Annotated in this window: 13 protein-coding genes and 3 tRNA genes; 8 read left to right on the top strand and 8 right to left on the bottom strand. The window is 72.6% G+C overall.

Annotated features, from left to right (window positions below; genetic code table 11):
- Positions 1–27: 27 nt before the first annotated feature.
- Both ACFVTC_RS12145 and ACFVTC_RS12140 read right to left on the bottom strand, forming a co-directional pair.
- Positions 28–1,029, bottom strand: coding sequence for a DUF3048 domain-containing protein (locus ACFVTC_RS12145; protein ID WP_390126476.1), 1,002 nt, complete (start codon positions 1,027–1,029; stop codon positions 28–30).
- A 322-nt stretch (positions 1,030–1,351) separates the two neighbouring features.
- Entirely contained in the window at positions 1,352–2,422 is a 1,071-nt protein-coding gene (locus tag ACFVTC_RS12140) for an ATP-dependent DNA ligase (RefSeq protein ID WP_390126475.1), read from the bottom strand.
- Positions 2,423–2,496: 74 nt separating this feature from the next.
- Here ACFVTC_RS12140 and ligD point away from each other — a divergent pair, with 74 nt between their 5' ends.
- Both ligD and ACFVTC_RS12130 read left to right on the top strand, forming a co-directional pair.
- A complete protein-coding gene (gene ligD, locus ACFVTC_RS12135) occupies positions 2,497–3,519 on the top strand; it encodes a non-homologous end-joining DNA ligase (RefSeq protein WP_390126474.1) in 1,023 nt (340 codons plus the stop codon).
- A 318-nt stretch (positions 3,520–3,837) separates the two neighbouring features.
- The gene (locus ACFVTC_RS12130; protein WP_390126473.1) at positions 3,838–4,884 is read left to right on the top strand and encodes a LacI family DNA-binding transcriptional regulator; all 1,047 of its coding nucleotides are present in this window, start codon (positions 3,838–3,840) and stop codon (positions 4,882–4,884) included.
- A 214-nt stretch (positions 4,885–5,098) separates the two neighbouring features.
- Here the strand turns inward: ACFVTC_RS12130 and ACFVTC_RS12125 are convergent, their stop codons facing one another.
- Positions 5,099–5,890 carry a VOC family protein gene (locus ACFVTC_RS12125; RefSeq protein WP_390126472.1) on the bottom strand — a complete coding sequence of 264 codons (792 nt, stop codon included), beginning with the start codon at positions 5,888–5,890 and terminating at the stop codon, positions 5,099–5,101.
- 281 nt (positions 5,891–6,171) lie between these two features.
- Between ACFVTC_RS12125 and ACFVTC_RS12120 the strand changes: the two genes are divergently transcribed.
- The 5 genes from ACFVTC_RS12120 to ACFVTC_RS12100 all read left to right on the top strand — a co-directional run bounded on the left by ACFVTC_RS12120 (position 6,172) and on the right by ACFVTC_RS12100 (position 9,374).
- On the top strand, positions 6,172–6,420 hold the full coding sequence (locus tag ACFVTC_RS12120; RefSeq protein ID WP_168531122.1) for a WhiB family transcriptional regulator: 249 nt from the start codon (positions 6,172–6,174) through the stop codon (positions 6,418–6,420).
- Between the two features lie 179 nt (positions 6,421–6,599).
- Positions 6,600–6,671 (top strand) — tRNA-Ala (locus tag ACFVTC_RS12115).
- Positions 6,672–6,702: 31 nt separating this feature from the next.
- Positions 6,703–6,774: transfer RNA gene (locus ACFVTC_RS12110), tRNA-Glu, on the top strand.
- A 27-nt stretch (positions 6,775–6,801) separates the two neighbouring features.
- The gene (locus ACFVTC_RS12105; protein ID WP_390126471.1) at positions 6,802–8,148 is read left to right on the top strand and encodes an SDR family NAD(P)-dependent oxidoreductase; all 1,347 of its coding nucleotides are present in this window, start codon (positions 6,802–6,804) and stop codon (positions 8,146–8,148) included.
- 53 nt (positions 8,149–8,201) lie between these two features.
- Positions 8,202–9,374 (top strand): ribonuclease inhibitor, encoded by a 1,173-nt coding sequence (locus ACFVTC_RS12100; protein ID WP_390126470.1) that lies wholly within the window; start codon positions 8,202–8,204, stop codon positions 9,372–9,374.
- Positions 9,375–9,765: 391 nt separating this feature from the next.
- On the opposite strand, the gene ACFVTC_RS12095 is transcribed toward ACFVTC_RS12100, so the two are convergent.
- Complete coding sequence (locus ACFVTC_RS12095; protein ID WP_390126469.1) at positions 9,766–11,580, bottom strand: AAA family ATPase; 1,815 nt, start codon at positions 11,578–11,580, stop codon at positions 9,766–9,768.
- A complete protein-coding gene (locus tag ACFVTC_RS12090) occupies positions 11,577–13,004 on the bottom strand; it encodes a hypothetical protein (RefSeq protein WP_390126517.1) in 1,428 nt (475 codons plus the stop codon). Before ACFVTC_RS12090 ends, ACFVTC_RS12095 begins: the two co-directional genes overlap by 4 nt.
- 102 nt (positions 13,005–13,106) lie before the next feature.
- On the opposite strand from ACFVTC_RS12090, the gene ACFVTC_RS12085 reads away from it, so the two are divergent.
- Positions 13,107–13,183 (top strand) — tRNA-Trp (locus ACFVTC_RS12085).
- Positions 13,184–13,203: 20 nt separating this feature from the next.
- Here ACFVTC_RS12085 and ACFVTC_RS12080 read toward each other — a convergent pair.
- The 3 genes from ACFVTC_RS12080 to ddaH all read right to left on the bottom strand — a co-directional run bounded on the left by ACFVTC_RS12080 (position 13,204) and on the right by ddaH (position 16,405).
- The gene (locus ACFVTC_RS12080) at positions 13,204–14,070 is read right to left on the bottom strand and encodes a hypothetical protein (protein ID WP_390126468.1); all 867 of its coding nucleotides are present in this window, start codon (positions 14,068–14,070) and stop codon (positions 13,204–13,206) included.
- A 272-nt stretch (positions 14,071–14,342) separates the two neighbouring features.
- Positions 14,343–15,320, bottom strand: coding sequence for an acyl-ACP desaturase (locus ACFVTC_RS12075; protein WP_390126467.1), 978 nt, complete (start codon positions 15,318–15,320; stop codon positions 14,343–14,345).
- A 308-nt stretch (positions 15,321–15,628) separates the two neighbouring features.
- Positions 15,629–16,405, bottom strand: a complete 777-nt coding sequence (ddaH, locus tag ACFVTC_RS12070) for a dimethylargininase (RefSeq protein WP_390126466.1) — start codon at positions 16,403–16,405, stop codon at positions 15,629–15,631.
- Positions 16,406–16,588: the final 183 nt, after the last annotated feature.

The following is a 16,588-nucleotide window of genomic DNA, read 5'->3' as shown; positions in this document are numbered from 1 at the left end:
CCGACACTGCCTCGTCGCCGGGCGCTTTCACGCTGCCGCGAAGACCACCCACACCTGGCCCGTCGCGAAGTTCATCGGCGCGCCGTCGTTCGTCGTGAACCGCGTGCCGTCCGTCGCGGCCGGCCGCTTCCAGTCGGCGTCGAAGACCCGGCCGTCGCGCAGCACCTTCGCCGTCCCCGAACCGACCGTCTGCGTGAACGGCGTGTTGTTGCCCAGGACGTCGTGGTACTTCGACTTGCGCAGCTTCACGTACTGCACGACGACGGTCGCCGGAGACACCCTCTTGCCGTCCGTCGTGACCGTCGGAGTCCCGTCCGTCGACACCAGCCAGCGGTGCGTGCTCGCGGACCAGGAGAAGGTGAAGCGGGCGGCCGGGAACCGCACCGTCCGGGACGTCTGCGGACTGCCGCCCGCGGGAGCCGCCCCGAAGCGGAACCCGGTGGTGAGGGCGGCGGCGCCGGGGGCCGACCGCAGCAGTCGGCCGGGCCGCACATAGAGATTGTGGGGGGCGGGCTTGGCGGTGCCGCGGAAGTAGGCGTCGGGGTTCCGCTCGGGCGGTGCCGGCCGCAGCGGGGCCTTGTCGATGACCGGCAGCAGTTTGTGCTGGGCGCCCGAGAAGGCGAGCGTCGGCTCGTCGAACTGGCGCAGCAGCTCCAGATCGGACTCGCGTGCGCTGCGCACCGGTCCGACTGCCTTCGGCAGTTTGGTCGCGTACACGGCCATCAGCCGGCTCAGTCCGCCCTCGACCTGTTCCGCGTACACGATGTCCGCCGCGTCGAGGCCCGTCTGGGGGCGGGCCGCACCCACGTTGTCGATCTTCACGGCGAGGACGGAGCCGACGCTGTCGGCACTGGCGCGACCAGGAGTCGGCTCCGGCGACCGGCTCAGGCCGGGAGTCCGGGCGTTTCCGTCGGCGTGCGCGCCGCCGCCCGAGGCGCAGCCCGTCATCAGGGAGCCCGTCGCCGCGACCGTCAGCAGCGCCGCCGCCGTCGCTACCGCGCCGCGCCGTATCGGTGCCTTCCGTCGCATGCCCACCGTGCCACCCTGTCCCGTGTCATCGATTGTATGTTCATGTGTTCATCGGTGCTCATACCCGTTCTTTTCGAGGTCGTGCTCGGTGAGTGGACCGATCGGCGCGCGGATTGATCCGCCACGGATCCGAGGGTGATGGCCGGCCGGGCGGGACCGGTGAGGCGGGGCAGGTCCAGTGGATTCGGTGGGGTCGGTGGGGTCAGTGGAACCGACGGGACCGGTGGGCGGGACGGGGCGAGGGCCGGGCAGGGGCAGGCGGGGCCCGGAGAGACCTGGAGAGACCCGGAGGAACCCGGACGGGAAACCGGGTACGTGGTCGTCAGTCCGGCGGCCCGAGGATCTCCGCGAGGTCGTATCCGACGGGCTCGTCCAACTGGCCGTAGGTGCAGCTCTCGGCGGTCCGGTCCGGGCGCCAGCGGCGGAAGCGGGCCGTGTGGCGGAACCGTACGCCGTTCTCCATGTGGTCGTACGCCACCTCGGCCACCCGTTCAGGCCGCAGCGGTACCCAGGAGAGGTCCTTCTTCGCCGACCATCTGCTCGGCGCGCCCGGCAACCGGGCGGACTCGTGCGCCGACTCCTGGGACCAGGCGGCCCAGGGATGCCGCTCGATGTCCTCCATACGCAGCGGCTCCAGCTCCGCCACCAGCTCGGCCCGCCGCTTCATGGGGAAGGCCGCGCTCACCCCCACATGCTGGAGGACGCCCGCGTCGTCGTACAGCCCGAGCAGCAGGGAACCGACGATCGGGCCGCTCTTGTGGAAGCGGTACCCCGCCACGACGACGTCCGCGGTGCGCTCGTGCTTGATCTTGAACATGGCCCGCTCGTCCTGCCGGTACGGCGCGGTGAGCGGCTTGGCGATCACTCCGTCGAGCCCTGCGCCCTCGTACTGCTCGAACCACCGCTGCGCCACCTCCCGGTCGGTGGTCGCCGGTGCCAGGTGGACCGGTGCGGTCGTCCCCGACAGCGCCGTCGTCAGCAGGGCGCGCCGGTCGCCGAGCCCCACGTCGAGCAGTGACTCGTCGGCCAGCGCGAGCAGATCGAAGGCGACGAAGGACGCGGGGGTCCTCTCCGCCAGCGTCCGCACCCGCGAGTCGGCGGGGTGGATGCGCTCGGTGAGCGCGTCGAAGTCGAGCCGGCCGTCCCTGGCGATCACGATCTCGCCGTCCATCACACAACGCTCCGGCAACCGCTCGCGCAGCGCCTCCACCAGCTCGGGGAAGTACCTGGTCAGCGTTTTGCCGGTGCGGCTACCGAGCTCGACCTCGGCTCCGTCGCGGAACACGATCGCGCGGAACCCGTCCCACTTCGCCTCGTAATGCATGTCCGGCGGGATCTTCGCCACGGACTTGGCGAGCATCGGCTTCACGGGCGGCATCACCGGCAGATCCATACTGCGATTCTGCGGTGACACGGAGCGGTTCGCCCGGTGTGCGAGGCGGGCGGGGTGCGCCTACCGTGGCCCGCATGGGCGAAGCGGTGGAACTCGAGGCAGCCGGCAGGACCGTACGTCTGTCCAGCCCGGACAAGATCTTCTTTCCGGAGCGCGGCTTCACGAAGCTGGACCTCGCCCAGTACTACCTCGCCGTCGGCGACGGCATCCTGCGCGCCCTGCGCAACCGTCCCACCACCCTGGAGCGCTACCCGGACGGAGTGGAGGGCGAGAACTTCTTCCAGAAGCGGGCGCCCAAGAACATGCCCGACTGGATCCCGACCGCCCACATCACCTTCCCCAGTGGGCGCAGCGCCGACGAGATGTGCCCCACCGAGGTGGCGGCCGTGCTCTGGGCCGCGCAGTACGGCACGCTCACCTTCCATCCGTGGCCGGTGCGCCGTGACGACGTCGACCGCCCGGACGAACTCCGCATCGATCTCGACCCGCAGCCCGGTACGGACTACGAGGACGCCGTGCGCGCCGCCCACGAACTGCGCGAGGTTCTCCACGAGTACGGGGACCTGCGCGGCTGGCCCAAGACCTCCGGCGGGCGCGGCCTGCATGTCTTCGTGCCGATCGCACCGCGCTGGACCTTCACCCAGGTGCGCCGCGCCGCCATCGCGGCCGGACGCGAACTGGAGCGCAGGATGCCCGACCGGGTGACCACGGCCTGGTGGAAGGAGGAGCGGGGCGAAAAGATCTTCGTGGACTACAACCAGACGGCCAGGGACCGCACCATCGCCTCCGCCTATTCGGTACGTCCCCGCCCGCACGCCCCCGTCTCCGCGCCGCTGCGCTGGGAGGAGGTGGGGGAGGCCCGCCCCCGGGACTTCGACCTGGCGACCATGCCGAAGCGCTTCGCCGAACTCGGCGACGTGCACGCGGACATGGACGACCACGCCTTCTCCCTCGAAGCGCTGCTGGAACTGGCCGCCCGCGACGAACACGACCACGGCCTCGGGGATCTGCCGTATCCGCCCGAGTACCCGAAGATGCCGGGCGAGCCGAAGAGGGTGCAGCCGAGCCGGGCCAAGCGCGCGGAGGGCCAGGCGTAGAGCGGTGGGCCGCCGGCGCGGGTGACGGGTTGCCGGCCGTTCCCGCCGGGCGGGCGCCGGTTGACAGGGCGTCTTGTGCGCGGTTGCCTTCGGCCGGGCAGGGCGTCTTGTGCGCGGTTGCCTTCGGCCGGACAGGGCGTCTTGGGCGCGTTGCCTTCGGCCGGACACGGCGTCTTGGGCGTGGTTGCCTTCGGCCGGACACGGGGTCCTGAGCGTGGTTCGCGTCGGCCGAGGGTGCCCGGCCCGGCGCCGGGAGCGCTCTCATTGGGTGCCCGCCGGGGCTATCCTGATCGGCAACCGCCGAGGAGGAGCCCTGAGGTGACCGAGACAACGTCGCGCCCCACACTGGAGGCCGTGGCCGCCAGGGCGGGCGTCTCCCGGGCCACCGCGTCACGGGTGGTCAACGGCGGCGACGGAGTGCGCGAACCACTCGTCGAACGGGTCCGGCAGGCCGTCGAGGAACTCGGTTACGTTCCCAACCAGGCTGCCCGCAGCCTGGTCACCCGGCGCCACGACGCGGTCGCCGTCGTCATCGCCGAACCGGAGACCAGGGTCTTCGCCGACCCCTTCTTCGGTCTCCAGCTCCGCGGCATCAGCAAGGAGTTGACGGCGCACGACTCGCAGCTCGTCCTGCTGCTCACGGAGGGCCGCGACGACCACGCGCGGGTGGGCCGGTACCTCGCCGGCGGACACGTCGACGGCGCGCTCGTCTTCTCGCTGCACCTCGACGACCCGCTGCCCGAGCTGATCCACGGCGCGGGCGTGCCGACCGTGTTCGGCGGACGGCCCGGCTGGGGCGACGGCACCCGCGACGCCGCGGCCCCCGTGTACGTCGACAGCGACAACCGGGGCGGCGCCCGCGCGGCCGTACGCCACCTGGTCGCGCTGGGGCGTACCCGCGTCGCGCACATCACCGGCGCCCTCGACCAGACCTCCGCCGTCGACCGGCTCGACGGGTTCCGGGACGTCATGGCCGACGCCGATCCGCGGCTCGTGGTCGAGGGCGACTTCACGCCCGCGGGCGGCGAGCGCGCGATGCGCGAACTGCTGGAGCGCTGCCCCGACGTCGACGCGGTGTTCGCCGCGAACGACCTGACCGCCTCGGGAGTCCTGCGGGTGCTGCGCGAGCGGGGGCGGCGGGTGCCCGACGACGTCGCGGTGATCGGGTTCGACGACATGCTGCCGATCGCGGAGCAGACGGATCCGCCGCTCACCACGGTCCGTCAGGACATAGAGGAGATGGGACGGTTGATGGCTCGTCTGCTCCTGCGAGACCTCGACCGGCGTACGTCGAAGGAGAGCGCGGTGCGCGGCCCCACCGACGTGATCCTGCCTACGACGTTGGTACGGCGGGCCTCCGCGTAGCCGGACCGCACGGCGCCGGCGCCGGACTGTGCGCCGATGCCGGGCTGCCGGGGCCGGCTCGGAGCTGTGCGACGACGGGAACGGCGGGACCGGCCAAGGGAATCGGGGACGGAGCTGGAACGCGGGGGACGGAGCGGCGCAAGCCGGTGAACGGCCGGCCGGCCCTTGGTGGGGCCGGCCGGTCCGTCCGCTCCCGGCGTCGCCGCGGCGGGGCTCAGCTCGGCCGCGAGGCGCTCTTGATCACCGCGAAACGCGCCCCGTACGGGTCGGCGAGCTTGGCCATGCGGCCGACGCCCTCCAGATCCGTGGCGGGCATACGGACCGTGCCGCCCAGCTCCTGTGCCCTGGCGACGGTCGCGTCCGTGTCGGTCACCTCGAAGTACGGCAGCCAGTACGCACCGGACGCGGCCTCGGTCGGGTCGTCGGCCAGCGGGACGACACCGCCGAACATGTCCGTCTCCTCGGCCCCGGCGGGATTGATACAGGTGTACGTGCCGCCGGGGAACGGGGCGGCCGAGGTCTCCCAGCCGAACACGGAGTTGTAGAACGCGGCGGCCGCGGCCACGTCCGGGGTGTAGAGCTCGACCCAGCACAGCGAGCCGGGGTCGCCCGTCACGTCGACGCCCTTGGTCCGGGCCGGCTGCCAGAGGCCGAAGGGCACGCCCGCCCGGTCGGCCAGAATCGCCATGTGGCCCTCGCCCATGACATCCATGGGCAGGAAGACCGCACTGCCCCCGGCCTGTTCGGCGGCCTTGGTGGTGGCCTCCGCGTCGGGGGTCTGGAAGTACACCGTCCAGGAGGGCGGACCCTGTTCGGCGGTGGTCTGCATGCCGCCCGCGACGGTCTTCCCGGCCAGCTGGAAGAAGCCGTAACCGCCGGCGTCGGGCCCCGCCGACTGGAATCGCCAGTCGAAGAGGCCTCCGTAGAAGGAGGTGGCGCCCTCGATGTCGGGCGTGCCGATATCGAGCCAGTTCGGAGCGCCGGAAACAAAGCGGGTGGTGAGCATGAGTGCCCTCCTTTGAAGGGTCCCGTTGTCTGCTCCGCCGAGTCTTGCACCGCCCACTGACAATCGCCGCCGGGACGCGGGTCCGGCGCGGGCCGTGATGCGAGCGACCGCGCCGGTCACCACGGGTGACCGGAGATGTTTGCATTGTTTTCACGGCGCCCGCGCGCCGCCGTGCTCCCGTGCCGTCGGTGGGAGCATCATCGAGGCCGCCGGAACGCTCGGAACGTGGCGTTGATCCGGCGTTGATCGAACGTTTTTCGATCGGGGGCAGGCTCTGCGGCATGCACACCGACACCATCATCCCGGCCGACTCCGACTGGCAGGAGCAGGCGCTGTGCGCGCAGACCGGGGCAGAGTTCTTCTTTCCCGAGCCGGGCAGCTCGGTGCGTGAGGCGAAGCGCATCTGCGGCATGTGCGAGATGCGCCCGGCCTGCCTCGAATACGCACTGAACAACGACGAGCGTTTCGGCGTCTGGGGTGGCCTCTCCGAGAAGGAACGGCTCAGCCTCCGGCGCGCGGACCGACACTGACCGGGCGCCCTCGCGCGTACGGTTCCGACGTACCTCCACCCGTACTCCGGACGCCCCCTCCGCCACCCTCCACCACCCTTCGACGAGCCTCTCGCGGCCGGTGCGCCGTCATGCGGTACGACGGCCCCGAAATCGATGCGCCGGTGCGGCCGGAGTGCGGTTAGGATCCGCTGGCGCACCCGGGCGTGGAGCAGAGGCAGACTCGCCGCCTTGGCAAGGCGGACACGCCGGTTCGAATCCGGTCGTCCGGGCTGCGTCCGGTCCGCCGGGCCGGGGGAACGGGGCCCTGTAGAGCAGAGGCAGACTCGCCGCCCTCTCAAGGCGGATACGCCGGTTCGAATCCGGCCGGGGCCACATAAGCGCGCACGCGGGGCGGGACACATGGATGAGGACGGCGGGATCACGCAGGACGAGCTGGCGGCATTCCACCGTACGGTCGGCAGGCTGCGCGACCTGCCCGTCGACGACCCGGTGCGGCTGCGGGCGGAACAGGTCGCCGCGTCCTTCGCGCGCGACGGGCGGCTGCGCAGACGCAAGGCGCGCGGCGCCGAGGCGTCCGCCACCGACGCGGCGGTGATGGCCGCGACCGCGACGGGCGCACTCGACCGGCGGGAGGACGCGCCGCTCACGCACTCCGCAGACGGCGCCACCGCGGGGGGCGTCTTCGTGAAGTCCCGCACCTGCTACGTCTGCAAGACGCCTTATCGACAGGTCGATGCCTTCTACCACCGGCTGTGCCCGGACTGCGCGGCCGACAACACCGCCCGGCGCGCCCTCGCCACCGACCTCGGCGGGCGGCGCGCCCTGCTCACCGGAGGCCGGGTCAAGATCGGTTTCCAGCTGGCCCTGATGATGCTGCGCGACGGCGCCGAGCTCCTGGTCACCAGCCGCTTCCCGCACGACACGGCGCGCCGCTTCCGCGCCGAACCGGGCAGCGCGAAATGGCTGGACCGGCTGACGGTGCTGGCGGTGGACCTGCGCGATCCGCGCCAGGTGCTGGGGCTGTGCGAGCAGTTGCGGCAGGAGGGCGAGCCGCTCGACATCCTGGTGAACAACGCCGCGCAGACGGTGCGGCGGCCCGTCGAGTCGTATGCCCTGCTGGCCGCCGGGGAGCGCGCCGGACTTCCCGAAGGCGCCCGGCAGGCGCCGGGGTTCACACCGATGCGCGCGCTGGGCAGCGGCCGTGCGGCGCTGCCCGCGGCCCTGCGTGAGGCCGACGAGGCGGGACTGCTGCCCGACCCCTCTCCGGAGAACTCCTGGTCGGCGCGGTTGGGCGCCCTCGACCCGGCCGAGGTCCTGGAGACCCAGTTGGTCAACGCGCTCGCCCCGGCACTGCTCTGCGACCGGCTGCTGCCCCTGCTGCTCGCCTCGCCCCGTCCCCGTCGCTACGTCGTCAACGTGACGGCCGTGGAGGGACGTTTCGCGGTGCGCAACAAGACGGCGGGCCACCCGCACACCAACATGGCCAAGGCCGCCCTGAACATGCTCACCCGGACCAGTGCGGCCGAACTGGCCGACCAGGGCGTGCACATGTGCGCGGTCGACACCGGCTGGATCACCGACGAGAACCCCGCTCCGAAGAAGGAACGGATGGCGGGCGCCGGATTCCGCACCCCGCTGGACGTGGTGGACGGGGCGGCCAGGGTGTACGACCCCATCGTGCGGGGCGAGGCGGGCGCGCCGGTGTCCGGGGTGTTCCTCAAGGACTACCGGGAGGCGGAGTGGTGAGCGGGGCCGGTGCGCCGGGTGCGGCGCCGGGACCGCGCCCGGAGCCGGAGCCCGTGCGGGAGTTCGCGGGAGTGCCGTCCGTCGTGCCGCGTCCCGCGGCCGAACTGGAGCCGCTGCTCGACTGGTTGCGCGGTGGCCGCCCGGCGGGGGAGCGGCTGGACTTCACGGCGGGTACGGCGCTGCCCGACGGGCGCCTCGACCTGTGCAAGCAGGGGATCGGCCCGCGAGGCGCGGCGCTGATCGCCGACGCGCTCCGCGAGGGGGCCTCCCCCGTACGGCATCTGCTGCTCGGTACCGACGGGCTCGGCGACGAGGGAGCCGCCGCGGTGGCGGGCGGCGCGGACGTCGAGACGCTGTATCTCGGCTGCAACGGGATCACCGCCGCGGGGGCCTGCCGGATCGCCGACAACCTGCGGGCCTCGCCGGGGGTCGTCACCGGCGTATGGCTCAAGCGCAATCCGCTCGGCGGCGGGGGAGGGCGGGCGGCCGCCGAACTCGTCGAGGCCGCGCGGTCGCTGCGCACGCTGGACCTCGTGCAGACCGGGCTCGACGCGGCGGGCGCGATCGTCCTCGCCGACGCCCTCCTCACCGCGGCGGGGAACGGCCGCCGTATCCAGCGGCTGTTCGTGGGCGGCAATCCGCTGGGCGCGGCGGGCGCCGTACCGCTGGCCGAGCTGATCGGCGGCGGAGCGGTCGGCGAACTCTACGTATCGGCGGCGCGGTTGGGCGACGCGGGTGCGCTGCTGCTGGCCGGCGCGCTGGAGCGGGCGCCGTACGGACGTCTCACGCGGCTCTCCGTCGCCAGCGACGGCATCGGGGCCGAGGCCGCCGCCCGGCTGGTGACGGCGGCGACCGCGGCCGGGGTGGCCCTGCTCGACCTCGGCCGGGTGCGCGCCGCCGCGGTGCTCGGCGCGGCCGACAACCACATCGACCTCGCGGCGGCCACCGCCATCGCGGACACGCTGGCGGGCGCCGAACACCGGCTCACCCACCTCGTCCTCACCCACACCGGCATGCGCAGCCGTGAGGCCCACCGCCTCCTCGACACCGCGCCGCGTGCCACCACCGCGACCCGCTTCGTGCTGGGCGGCGGCATCGCCACCAGCGTGAAACAACGGCTGGCGGCGCTGAGCGCGCACGTCCCCGCCCCGGCCGTCCCGCCGGACGTCGCCGCCGTACGCAGCGTCCACCGCACGGCGCCCGTCGGGGCGGAGGAGGGCGGCTAGGGCGTGTTGCGAAGGTCCCGCCTGCCTCGCGACGCCCGGCACGTTCCGGCACTGCCTCGAGGGCGTGGGAGGTGCCCCCATTCGCCGCACCGGGCGAAAACCCGGGTACGTCCCGTACGCGGGCTTTTGCCCGGCACGCCGAGAGCACGCACCGGACGCCGCGAGGCCCGCCCTCCGGGCGGAACGACGGGACTTTCGCAACACGCCCTGGAACCACCGGGTGGCGGAGCGCGGCATGCGCCGGGAAGGGGAGGAGCGCTGCCGGTGCTTCCCGGGCGAGGAGCGCGGCCGGAGCACGGCGGAGGCGAGGTGCACCGCTGGTGCCGTGCCGGTGGGGCGTCGGCCGCGCGGCATGGCGGGCACCGGGCGGCGCGGCGAGGACGCCCGGATGTCAGCGCCGCATGGCCGTGAACGTCTCCGTCCAGAAGCGCTGTTGCTGCGCCGACGCGCCCACCAGATACGTCGCCCGCAGCTTCGGCGGCAGCAGGCGGACCAGCCGCGCCACCAGCGCCCGGTGCTTCTTCAGCTGGGACAGCTCCGCGTTGGCGAGGATCTGGTGGACGACGTCGCTGTCGTCGGTGCCCTCGTCGGAGTCCTGGGCGGCGCGCCGCAGCCGGGCCTCCCAGGCGTCCGCCTCGCGGGCGAGCTCGCGCAGCCCCGTCACCGGGCGTCCGCGCAGCCGGTCGACGAGCGCCGTCAGGGACACGGGCGCGTACTCGCCGTCGCCGAGGTAGACCGTCGCCATCTCCAGGTCGAGCCCGTGCCGGTGCAGCTTGATGAGCCGCTCCAGGGTGCGCTTGGTGATCCAGGCACGGCCCTCGTCGTCGATGTCGTTCTTCCACCAGTCCAGGACGGTCTCGGCGTCCGCGCCGTATCGCGCGAGCAGCCACTCGTTGGCCGGGATGTCCTGCGGCTCGACCGTCAGGGAGGCCGTGAACCGGCTGGCCTGCGCGATGTTGTTCCGCGCGACCAGGAGCTTGCGGCCCAGGTGGTACGGCGGATTCTGGACGGCGATCTGCGCGCGCAGGTTCTCGATCCGGCGCCCCGCGAGCGACCACTCCTGGGTGATCTCCATCAGCTTGGCGAACGCGGCCTTGTCCTTGGGCCGGTTGTACTCGTCCCAGACGATCGCCTTCGGCTCGGGACCCGTGAAGTTCGCCGCGAGCAGGTTGTCCAGGGTGCCGTCCGCCGACGGGACCGGGGCGCACAGGTCCTCGACGTTGGTCACCGGCAGCGAGAAGTACAGCGGCTCCCGGCCGAGGCCCTCGCGCACCGTCTCCCGTACGAGCTCCGTCTTCCCGCAGCCGGGCGGTCCCTGCAGCAGCACGGTCCAGCGGTTGCGCAGGGCCGCCCTGACGACCTGGCGGACCGGGTCCGGGATCGTCGACGGATTGGACACGCCGAGCTCCCCGGCGATCCGGTCCAGGATCTCCGCGGTGCGGTTCTGTCCGGGGCGGCCGTCGGGACGGGGCTCGACGAGGCGCAGCCGCTCCCCGCCCACCAGGGGCAGGGCCCAGCGCAGCGGGAATCCCTCCCGGGCGTTGGCCAGGACGTGGTCGAGGGTGCGCGGTGAGAGCAGCTCGCGCAGCGCGGGGGAGAGGGAGGCCCACAGCGCGAAGACCGGTGTCAGGTCCCATTCCCGGTACGTGGCCGACAGATGGCGGCGCCACGAGGTGTCGTTCGCCGTGACGCGCAGGGTGACCATGCGGTCGAGGAGCGCGAGGTCGCCGCGCCGCGCCGAGGTCTCGGCCAGCGACTCGTTGTCGGTGAGGAAGACGCCGACGCAGCCGAGGGCGCGCAGATCGTGCTCGCCGAGCGTCCAGTCGCAGGCGATCTGCATCAGCTGGGACTGGACCGTGTCGCCCGCCTGCAACGAGTCGTCGATGAGCAGCACGAAGGGCGTGCCCGGCTTGAGCTGACTCATCACGAGCTGGCGCAGCACGAGTTCCCCGGTGCGGGCGTCCCTTACCGGCGCGTTGACCAGCAGGTCGTCCGGGGTGAGGTTGGCCGCGGGCACGTAGACCAGCGTGGCGTCGGGGTGGGCGCGCGCCACGTGCGAGAAGAACGTGGCCGTCTTGCCGATGCCGTGCTCGCCGAAGATCTGGCCCGTCTGCCCCATGGCGATCAGGGCGTCGATGAACGCCTCCAGACGGGAGGGCGCGGATGCGCCGCGGTCGGTGCGGCCGGGGTCGGTTGCGGTGGTCATCGGTCCTGATCCTGTGCTGAGGGGGGTCGGTACGACCCGGTGGTCACGCGGTGGCAGTCCATGGGCGGGCTGTGGGTCTCGGGCCAGTCGTTGCCGCCTTCGGTGATCAGCCAGATCCACTTGTCGGGCTCGGCCGGGGTGATCGGCGGTGCCCAGCCGTCGGTGAGCATCACCACGGCGTCCGGACGCGCCTCGCAGCGGCGGCCGTTCACCTCCGTGCGCCCCTCGACGTAGTCGGCGACGGCCCGGAAGTCGGTGCCGCCCCCGCCGAGGACGCGGCCGCCCGGCTCGAAGGGCATCACCTCGGCGTCGAAGGACAGCCAGTGCGCCTCGACCCCGTCGATCCGCCCCACGAGGCCGATGAGCCAGTCGATCACCCGGTCCGGCATGGAGCCCGAGGTGTCGTACGCGATGACGAGCACCTTGTCCCGTACCGGCCCGCGCCGCGAGAGCGTCGGTTCCTGGCCGAGCGCCGCGAGCAGCGCGCCCCGTTTCTTGGGGTACACCAGCCGCTCACCGTCGCGGAGTTTCGAACCGAGTACGTCGACCAGCCAGCGCTGCCACCAGTCGACCGTCCGGGTGCGGACGCTCTCGCCGCGCAGGGCCGCGGCACCGAGCCGCCCCCAGATCCTCGCCGTCCGTTCCGAGGCGTCCTCCGTGCGGCCCATGAGGTCGAGCAGCTCCCGCTCGGCGCCCGTGTGCCCACGGCGGGCCGCGAGCAGGGCGTTGAGCAGTGCGGAGGACGAGACCTCGTCGACGGTCTCCTGATCCGCGGGCACCTCGGTCGTGAGACGGACGCACACCCGCCGGGCGGCCACCGGGGGGTGGCGCATCCGCTTCAGCTCGCCGTACACCGTCATGTCCGTCCCGGTGAACTCGTCGTAGCCGACCGGTTCCAGCCCCTGGGCGAGGAGGTCCTGCCGGTACGCCGCGTGGATCACGCGCGGATCGACGCCCGCGGGACGCCCGTCCAGCAGGGGCAGGGAATCCCGGCGCAGCCGCACCAGCGCCACGTGGTTGATCGACACCTCGGTGGCCGTCTCGAAGACCGGGTCCGCGCGCAGCTGCGGGTCGGCGAACAGGTGCCGCTGCAACAGATGCCGCGCCTCGTGGAACAGCACGAACTTCACGCCGTCCAGGCCGAGTCGTACGAAGAAGTCCGGGTTGTAGAGCAGCAGGCAGGTGCCGTCGCCCGAGGCCACCACGGCCGCCGTGTCCACCGCGGTCGTGGCCAGTTGGTGGTGGCACTTCGCGTACAGCCAGGACGCCACCGCCGAATCCGTCAGACCGAAGTCCAGCAGCGCGGCCTCCTTGAGCCGCCGCGCCCGCTCGAGAACCTCCGGGCCGGCCGGCCGGTACCGGACGAGCGCCCTGCGGTCCGCCAGATCGACGACCGGAATCCGCCCCCGCTCCCCGTACGCCATGTCCCCGCCCCCGTGTCCGACGCCGTGCCCGTTCTCCCCCGTCACCTCCTTGGTACCAGGCCCCACCGACATCGGGCCAAGGCATTACGCTCGATGCCAAGGGCGGGGCCGTAGCGCAGAGGCAGGCGCAGCCGGTCTCCAAAACCAGATCACGCTGGTTCGAATCCAGCCGCCCCGCCCCCTCGCCCCGCCGCGCGGCTCAGGCGACCGCCCCCGCGGTCACGAGCAGTTCGGGAACCGTGCCGTAGTACGTGCCGACGAGCTGGGCGAGTACGGCCCAGGCGTCCTCGCGGTCGCCCAGGTGGTCCCGCACCAGCGGCCGCAGTGCGTCCTCGGCCTCCCGGACGCGGGCCGGGAACATCGTCCGGCCCAGCGACAGCACGCGCAGGACCCGGTCGGCGGGGCTCCACGTCGTCGCGTACGGCGCGGGGCCGTCGAGGACGCCCGACTGCCGGACCCGGTGGGTGAACTTCGCGTGCGAGCCGAACCGTTCGCGCAACGCGGGCGGACAGTCCGGGCGCACGGCCAGCGCCCAGCGCGCGTAACCGGGCAGCGCCCGCTCCAGGTCGGCCTCCGCGACCGCCTTCCAGCCGGGGGGTCCCACCACCATGGAGGCGGCCTTCCGCGCGGGGCCCATGGACCGCGAGGCCCGCAGCGCGCCGACGAGCCCGAACCGGCTGAAGTGCTCGGGCACCGGCGGTTCCGGCTCTCGGCGCAGTGACTTGGCCACCGGTACGGTCTGCCCGCGGCCGGGGCCGTGCGGTATCCCGCGCACGATCGCGCGGCGCATCGCGTCGTCCGCGGAGAGATGCCGCCAGACCAGGGCGTTGAGTTCCGGATCGTCCTCCTCCAGAACCCACAGCAGCACGGAGGACGGCACGGGCGTGCGCGTCCACCAGGAGTACACCGAGCGCCGGGCGGCGGCGGCCGCCTCGGACCCTCCCGACTCCCCGTCGGGCGGGGAGGGCCGCAGGCCGATCCGGCGCCGCACCCGCTCGGCCTCCCCGGCCTCGAGCAGACCCAGCAGGAAACCGGCCGCCCGTTCCGACGTGGTGTTGTCATGCATGGCCGCATGATGCCGCAGCCGGGTGCCGGCCCGCACCGGAAAATCGGTCCGCCGCGCGGCGGTCGGCGGGCGCGGCCCGCGCGCGGAACGAGCTCCCCGGCGGCACGCCGGGAGCCCGCCGATTCCACGCGGTCACCATCGGGGCGGCCGGCAGCACCGCGCCGCCACCCGGTGGCCGACGTGCGGGACGCGGCGCCGGCCCGGGTGGCGGCGTGGGGGTGAGTCGACCGTCCGGGGCCGCCGGGCCCCGGTGGTGCGACGTGCGGTGGGTGTCAGCCGGCGGCGCGTGCGGCCATCCGTGCCTTGCGCGCCGCGAGCTTCTCGTCGAACTTCGAGGCCTCCGCGTCCAGGCCGCCCATGAAGAAGCCGAGCTCCTCCTGGGCCTGCAGGCCCTCGGGACCGAATCCGTCCATCTCCAGGACCTTCAGGTGGCGCAGCACCGGCTGCAGCACGTCGTCGTGGTGGATGCGCATGTTGTAGACCTCGCCGATGGCCATCTGCGCGGCGGCGCGCTCGAAGCCGGGCATGCCGTGTCCGGGCATCCGGAAGTTGACGATCACGTCGCGCACGGACCGCATGGTCAGGTCGGGGGCCAGTTCGAACGCGGCCTTGAGCAGGTTCCGGTAGAAGACCATGTGCAGGTTCTCGTCGGTCGCGATGCGGGCCAGCATGCGGTCGCAGACCGGGTCGCCCGACTGGTGACCGGTGTTGCGGTGCGAGACGCGGGTCGCGAGCTCCTGGAAGGCGACGTACGCGACCGTGTGCAGCATCGAGTGACGGTTGTCCGACTCGAAGCCCTCGTTCATGTGCGCCATACGGAACGCCTCGAGCTTGTCGGGGTCGACGGCGCGCGAGGCGAGCAGGTAGTCGCGCATCACGATGCCGTGCCGGCCCTCCTCGGCGGTCCAGCGGTGCACCCAGGTGCCCCAGGCGCCGTCACGGCCGAAGAGCGCGGCGATCTCGTGGTGGTAGCTGGGCAGGTTGTCCTCGGTGAGGAGGTTGACGACCAGCGCGATCCGGCCGATCTCCGTGACCTTCGACTGCTCCTTGCCCCATGCCTCGCCGTCCTCGAACAGGCCGGGGAAGTTGCGCGCGTCGCTCCACGGCACGTACTCGTGGGGCATCCAGTCCTTGGCCACTTTGAGGTGACGGTTGAGCTCGGTTTCGACCACTTCCTCCAGCGCGTACAGCAGCCGAGCGTCGGTCCAGGCGGCGGACGGGCTGCCGAGGTGGGGAGAAGTGATCGTCACGGGTGCTCCAGGGGGACGTGAAAGTACTGAGCGAGTTACTGCGTGAGTTACTGAGCGTGTTACTAGCGAGCTGTTGAAGCGACTGACTGAACGTACGACTGAACGTACGACTGGGCGGGGACGAAACCTACGGCATCGTAGGCTACGTCTCCGTAGGTTACGAAACCGTAGGTTAAGTTCGCTGTAAAGAGTGCCTGATCAGCGGGGTCTACCAGGCGGTATCGCGTCCGTCGGGGCTCGCCCCGAAGACCCGTCGGCCACTCCCGTCTCACACACCCCGGAGCCGAACGGGTGAGTCGTTCACTCGTTCAGGTGTACAACTCCCGGAGTCGTACCGAGAGACAGGTCACGCAGCCCTCGAGCTTCTCGAACTCGCCGATGTCCACGACGACCGGCTCGTGGCCGAGCCCCGCGAGCAGCTCCGCGGTCTTCGGGGCGCTCGCCGCCATCAGCAGCTTCTCGCCGCCTAGCAGCACCACATGGGCCCCGGACTCCTCCGGCACCGGCAGGAAGCGCGGGAACAGCGACGGCGTGTCCACCAGCGGCTCATGGCCGATCACCGTCCCGTCGGGCAGCGCCGTGACCGCCGACTTCAGGTGCAGCACCTTGCTCACGGGGACGGGGACCACCCGCGCCCCGAGGGGTTCGAGGGCCGCCCGCAACTGCTGGACCCCGGCCGCGTTGGTGCGTCCGCCGAGGCCCACGTACACCGTGTCGCCGACCTTCAGGACGTCGCCGCCGTCCAGGGTGCCGGGCTCCCAGATCCAGTTCACCGAGCAGCCCAGCCGGGCCACGGCCTCCTCCACCCCGGCGGTCTCACCGCGCCGGGACTCGGCCCCGGGGCGGGCGATCAGCGCGACGTTGCGGAAGACGACGACGGCGTCCTCCACGAAAACCGAGTCGGGGCAGTCGTCGGCCGGATCCACCTCGACGGTGTCCCAGCCGTGCGTGCGCAGGGCCTGCGCGTAGGCTTCCCACTGCTCCACCGCCAGGTCGACGTCCACCTTCTCGCGCTCGATGTGCGTCACGAGCCCCTCGGCGAGACGGGGGCTGGGCCTGCGGATGAGTGCTTTCTGGCTGGGCACGTGCGGTCTCCGAATCGGCAGGGTGCGTCGGCGCACATCATGCAGCGCCGTTCGCGCGCGCAACAGCCCCCGCCGGACGCGACGCGGTCCCGGCCCGATGACAGGAGACCGCCGGCCGGCCCCGGGAACCCCGGGACCGACGCCGGGCGGCCCCCGCGTCCGGACCGACGTTAGCCAGCCCCA

The sequence above is a fragment of the Streptomyces sp. NPDC057950 genome (assembly GCF_042887295.1).
GTDB classification, from domain to species: Bacteria; Actinomycetota; Actinomycetes; order Streptomycetales; family Streptomycetaceae; genus Streptomyces; species Streptomyces kaempferi.
The sequence above is the reverse complement of the archived record's forward strand: the minus strand, read 5'-3'. Positions and strand labels throughout refer to the sequence as shown.

Excerpts from the sequence above, each read along its gene's own strand:
- ACFVTC_RS12145 (WP_390126476.1), bottom strand. The coding sequence starts at position 1,029 with ATGCGACGGAAGGCACCGATACGGCGCGGCGCGGTAGCGACGGCGGCG.
- ACFVTC_RS12140 (WP_390126475.1), bottom strand. The coding sequence starts at position 2,422 with ATGGATCTGCCGGTGATGCCGCCCGTGAAGCCGATGCTCGCCAAGTCC.
- ligD (WP_390126474.1), top strand. The coding sequence starts at position 2,497 with ATGGGCGAAGCGGTGGAACTCGAGGCAGCCGGCAGGACCGTACGTCTG.
- ACFVTC_RS12125 (WP_390126472.1), bottom strand. The coding sequence starts at position 5,890 with ATGCTCACCACCCGCTTTGTTTCCGGCGCTCCGAACTGGCTCGATATC.
- ACFVTC_RS12120 (WP_168531122.1), top strand. The coding sequence starts at position 6,172 with ATGCACACCGACACCATCATCCCGGCCGACTCCGACTGGCAGGAGCAG.
- ACFVTC_RS12105 (WP_390126471.1), top strand. The coding sequence starts at position 6,802 with ATGGATGAGGACGGCGGGATCACGCAGGACGAGCTGGCGGCATTCCAC.
- ACFVTC_RS12095 (WP_390126469.1), bottom strand. The coding sequence starts at position 11,580 with ATGACCACCGCAACCGACCCCGGCCGCACCGACCGCGGCGCATCCGCG.
- ACFVTC_RS12090 (WP_390126517.1), bottom strand. The coding sequence starts at position 13,004 with ATGGCGTACGGGGAGCGGGGGCGGATTCCGGTCGTCGATCTGGCGGAC.
- ACFVTC_RS12080 (WP_390126468.1), bottom strand. The coding sequence starts at position 14,070 with ATGCATGACAACACCACGTCGGAACGGGCGGCCGGTTTCCTGCTGGGT.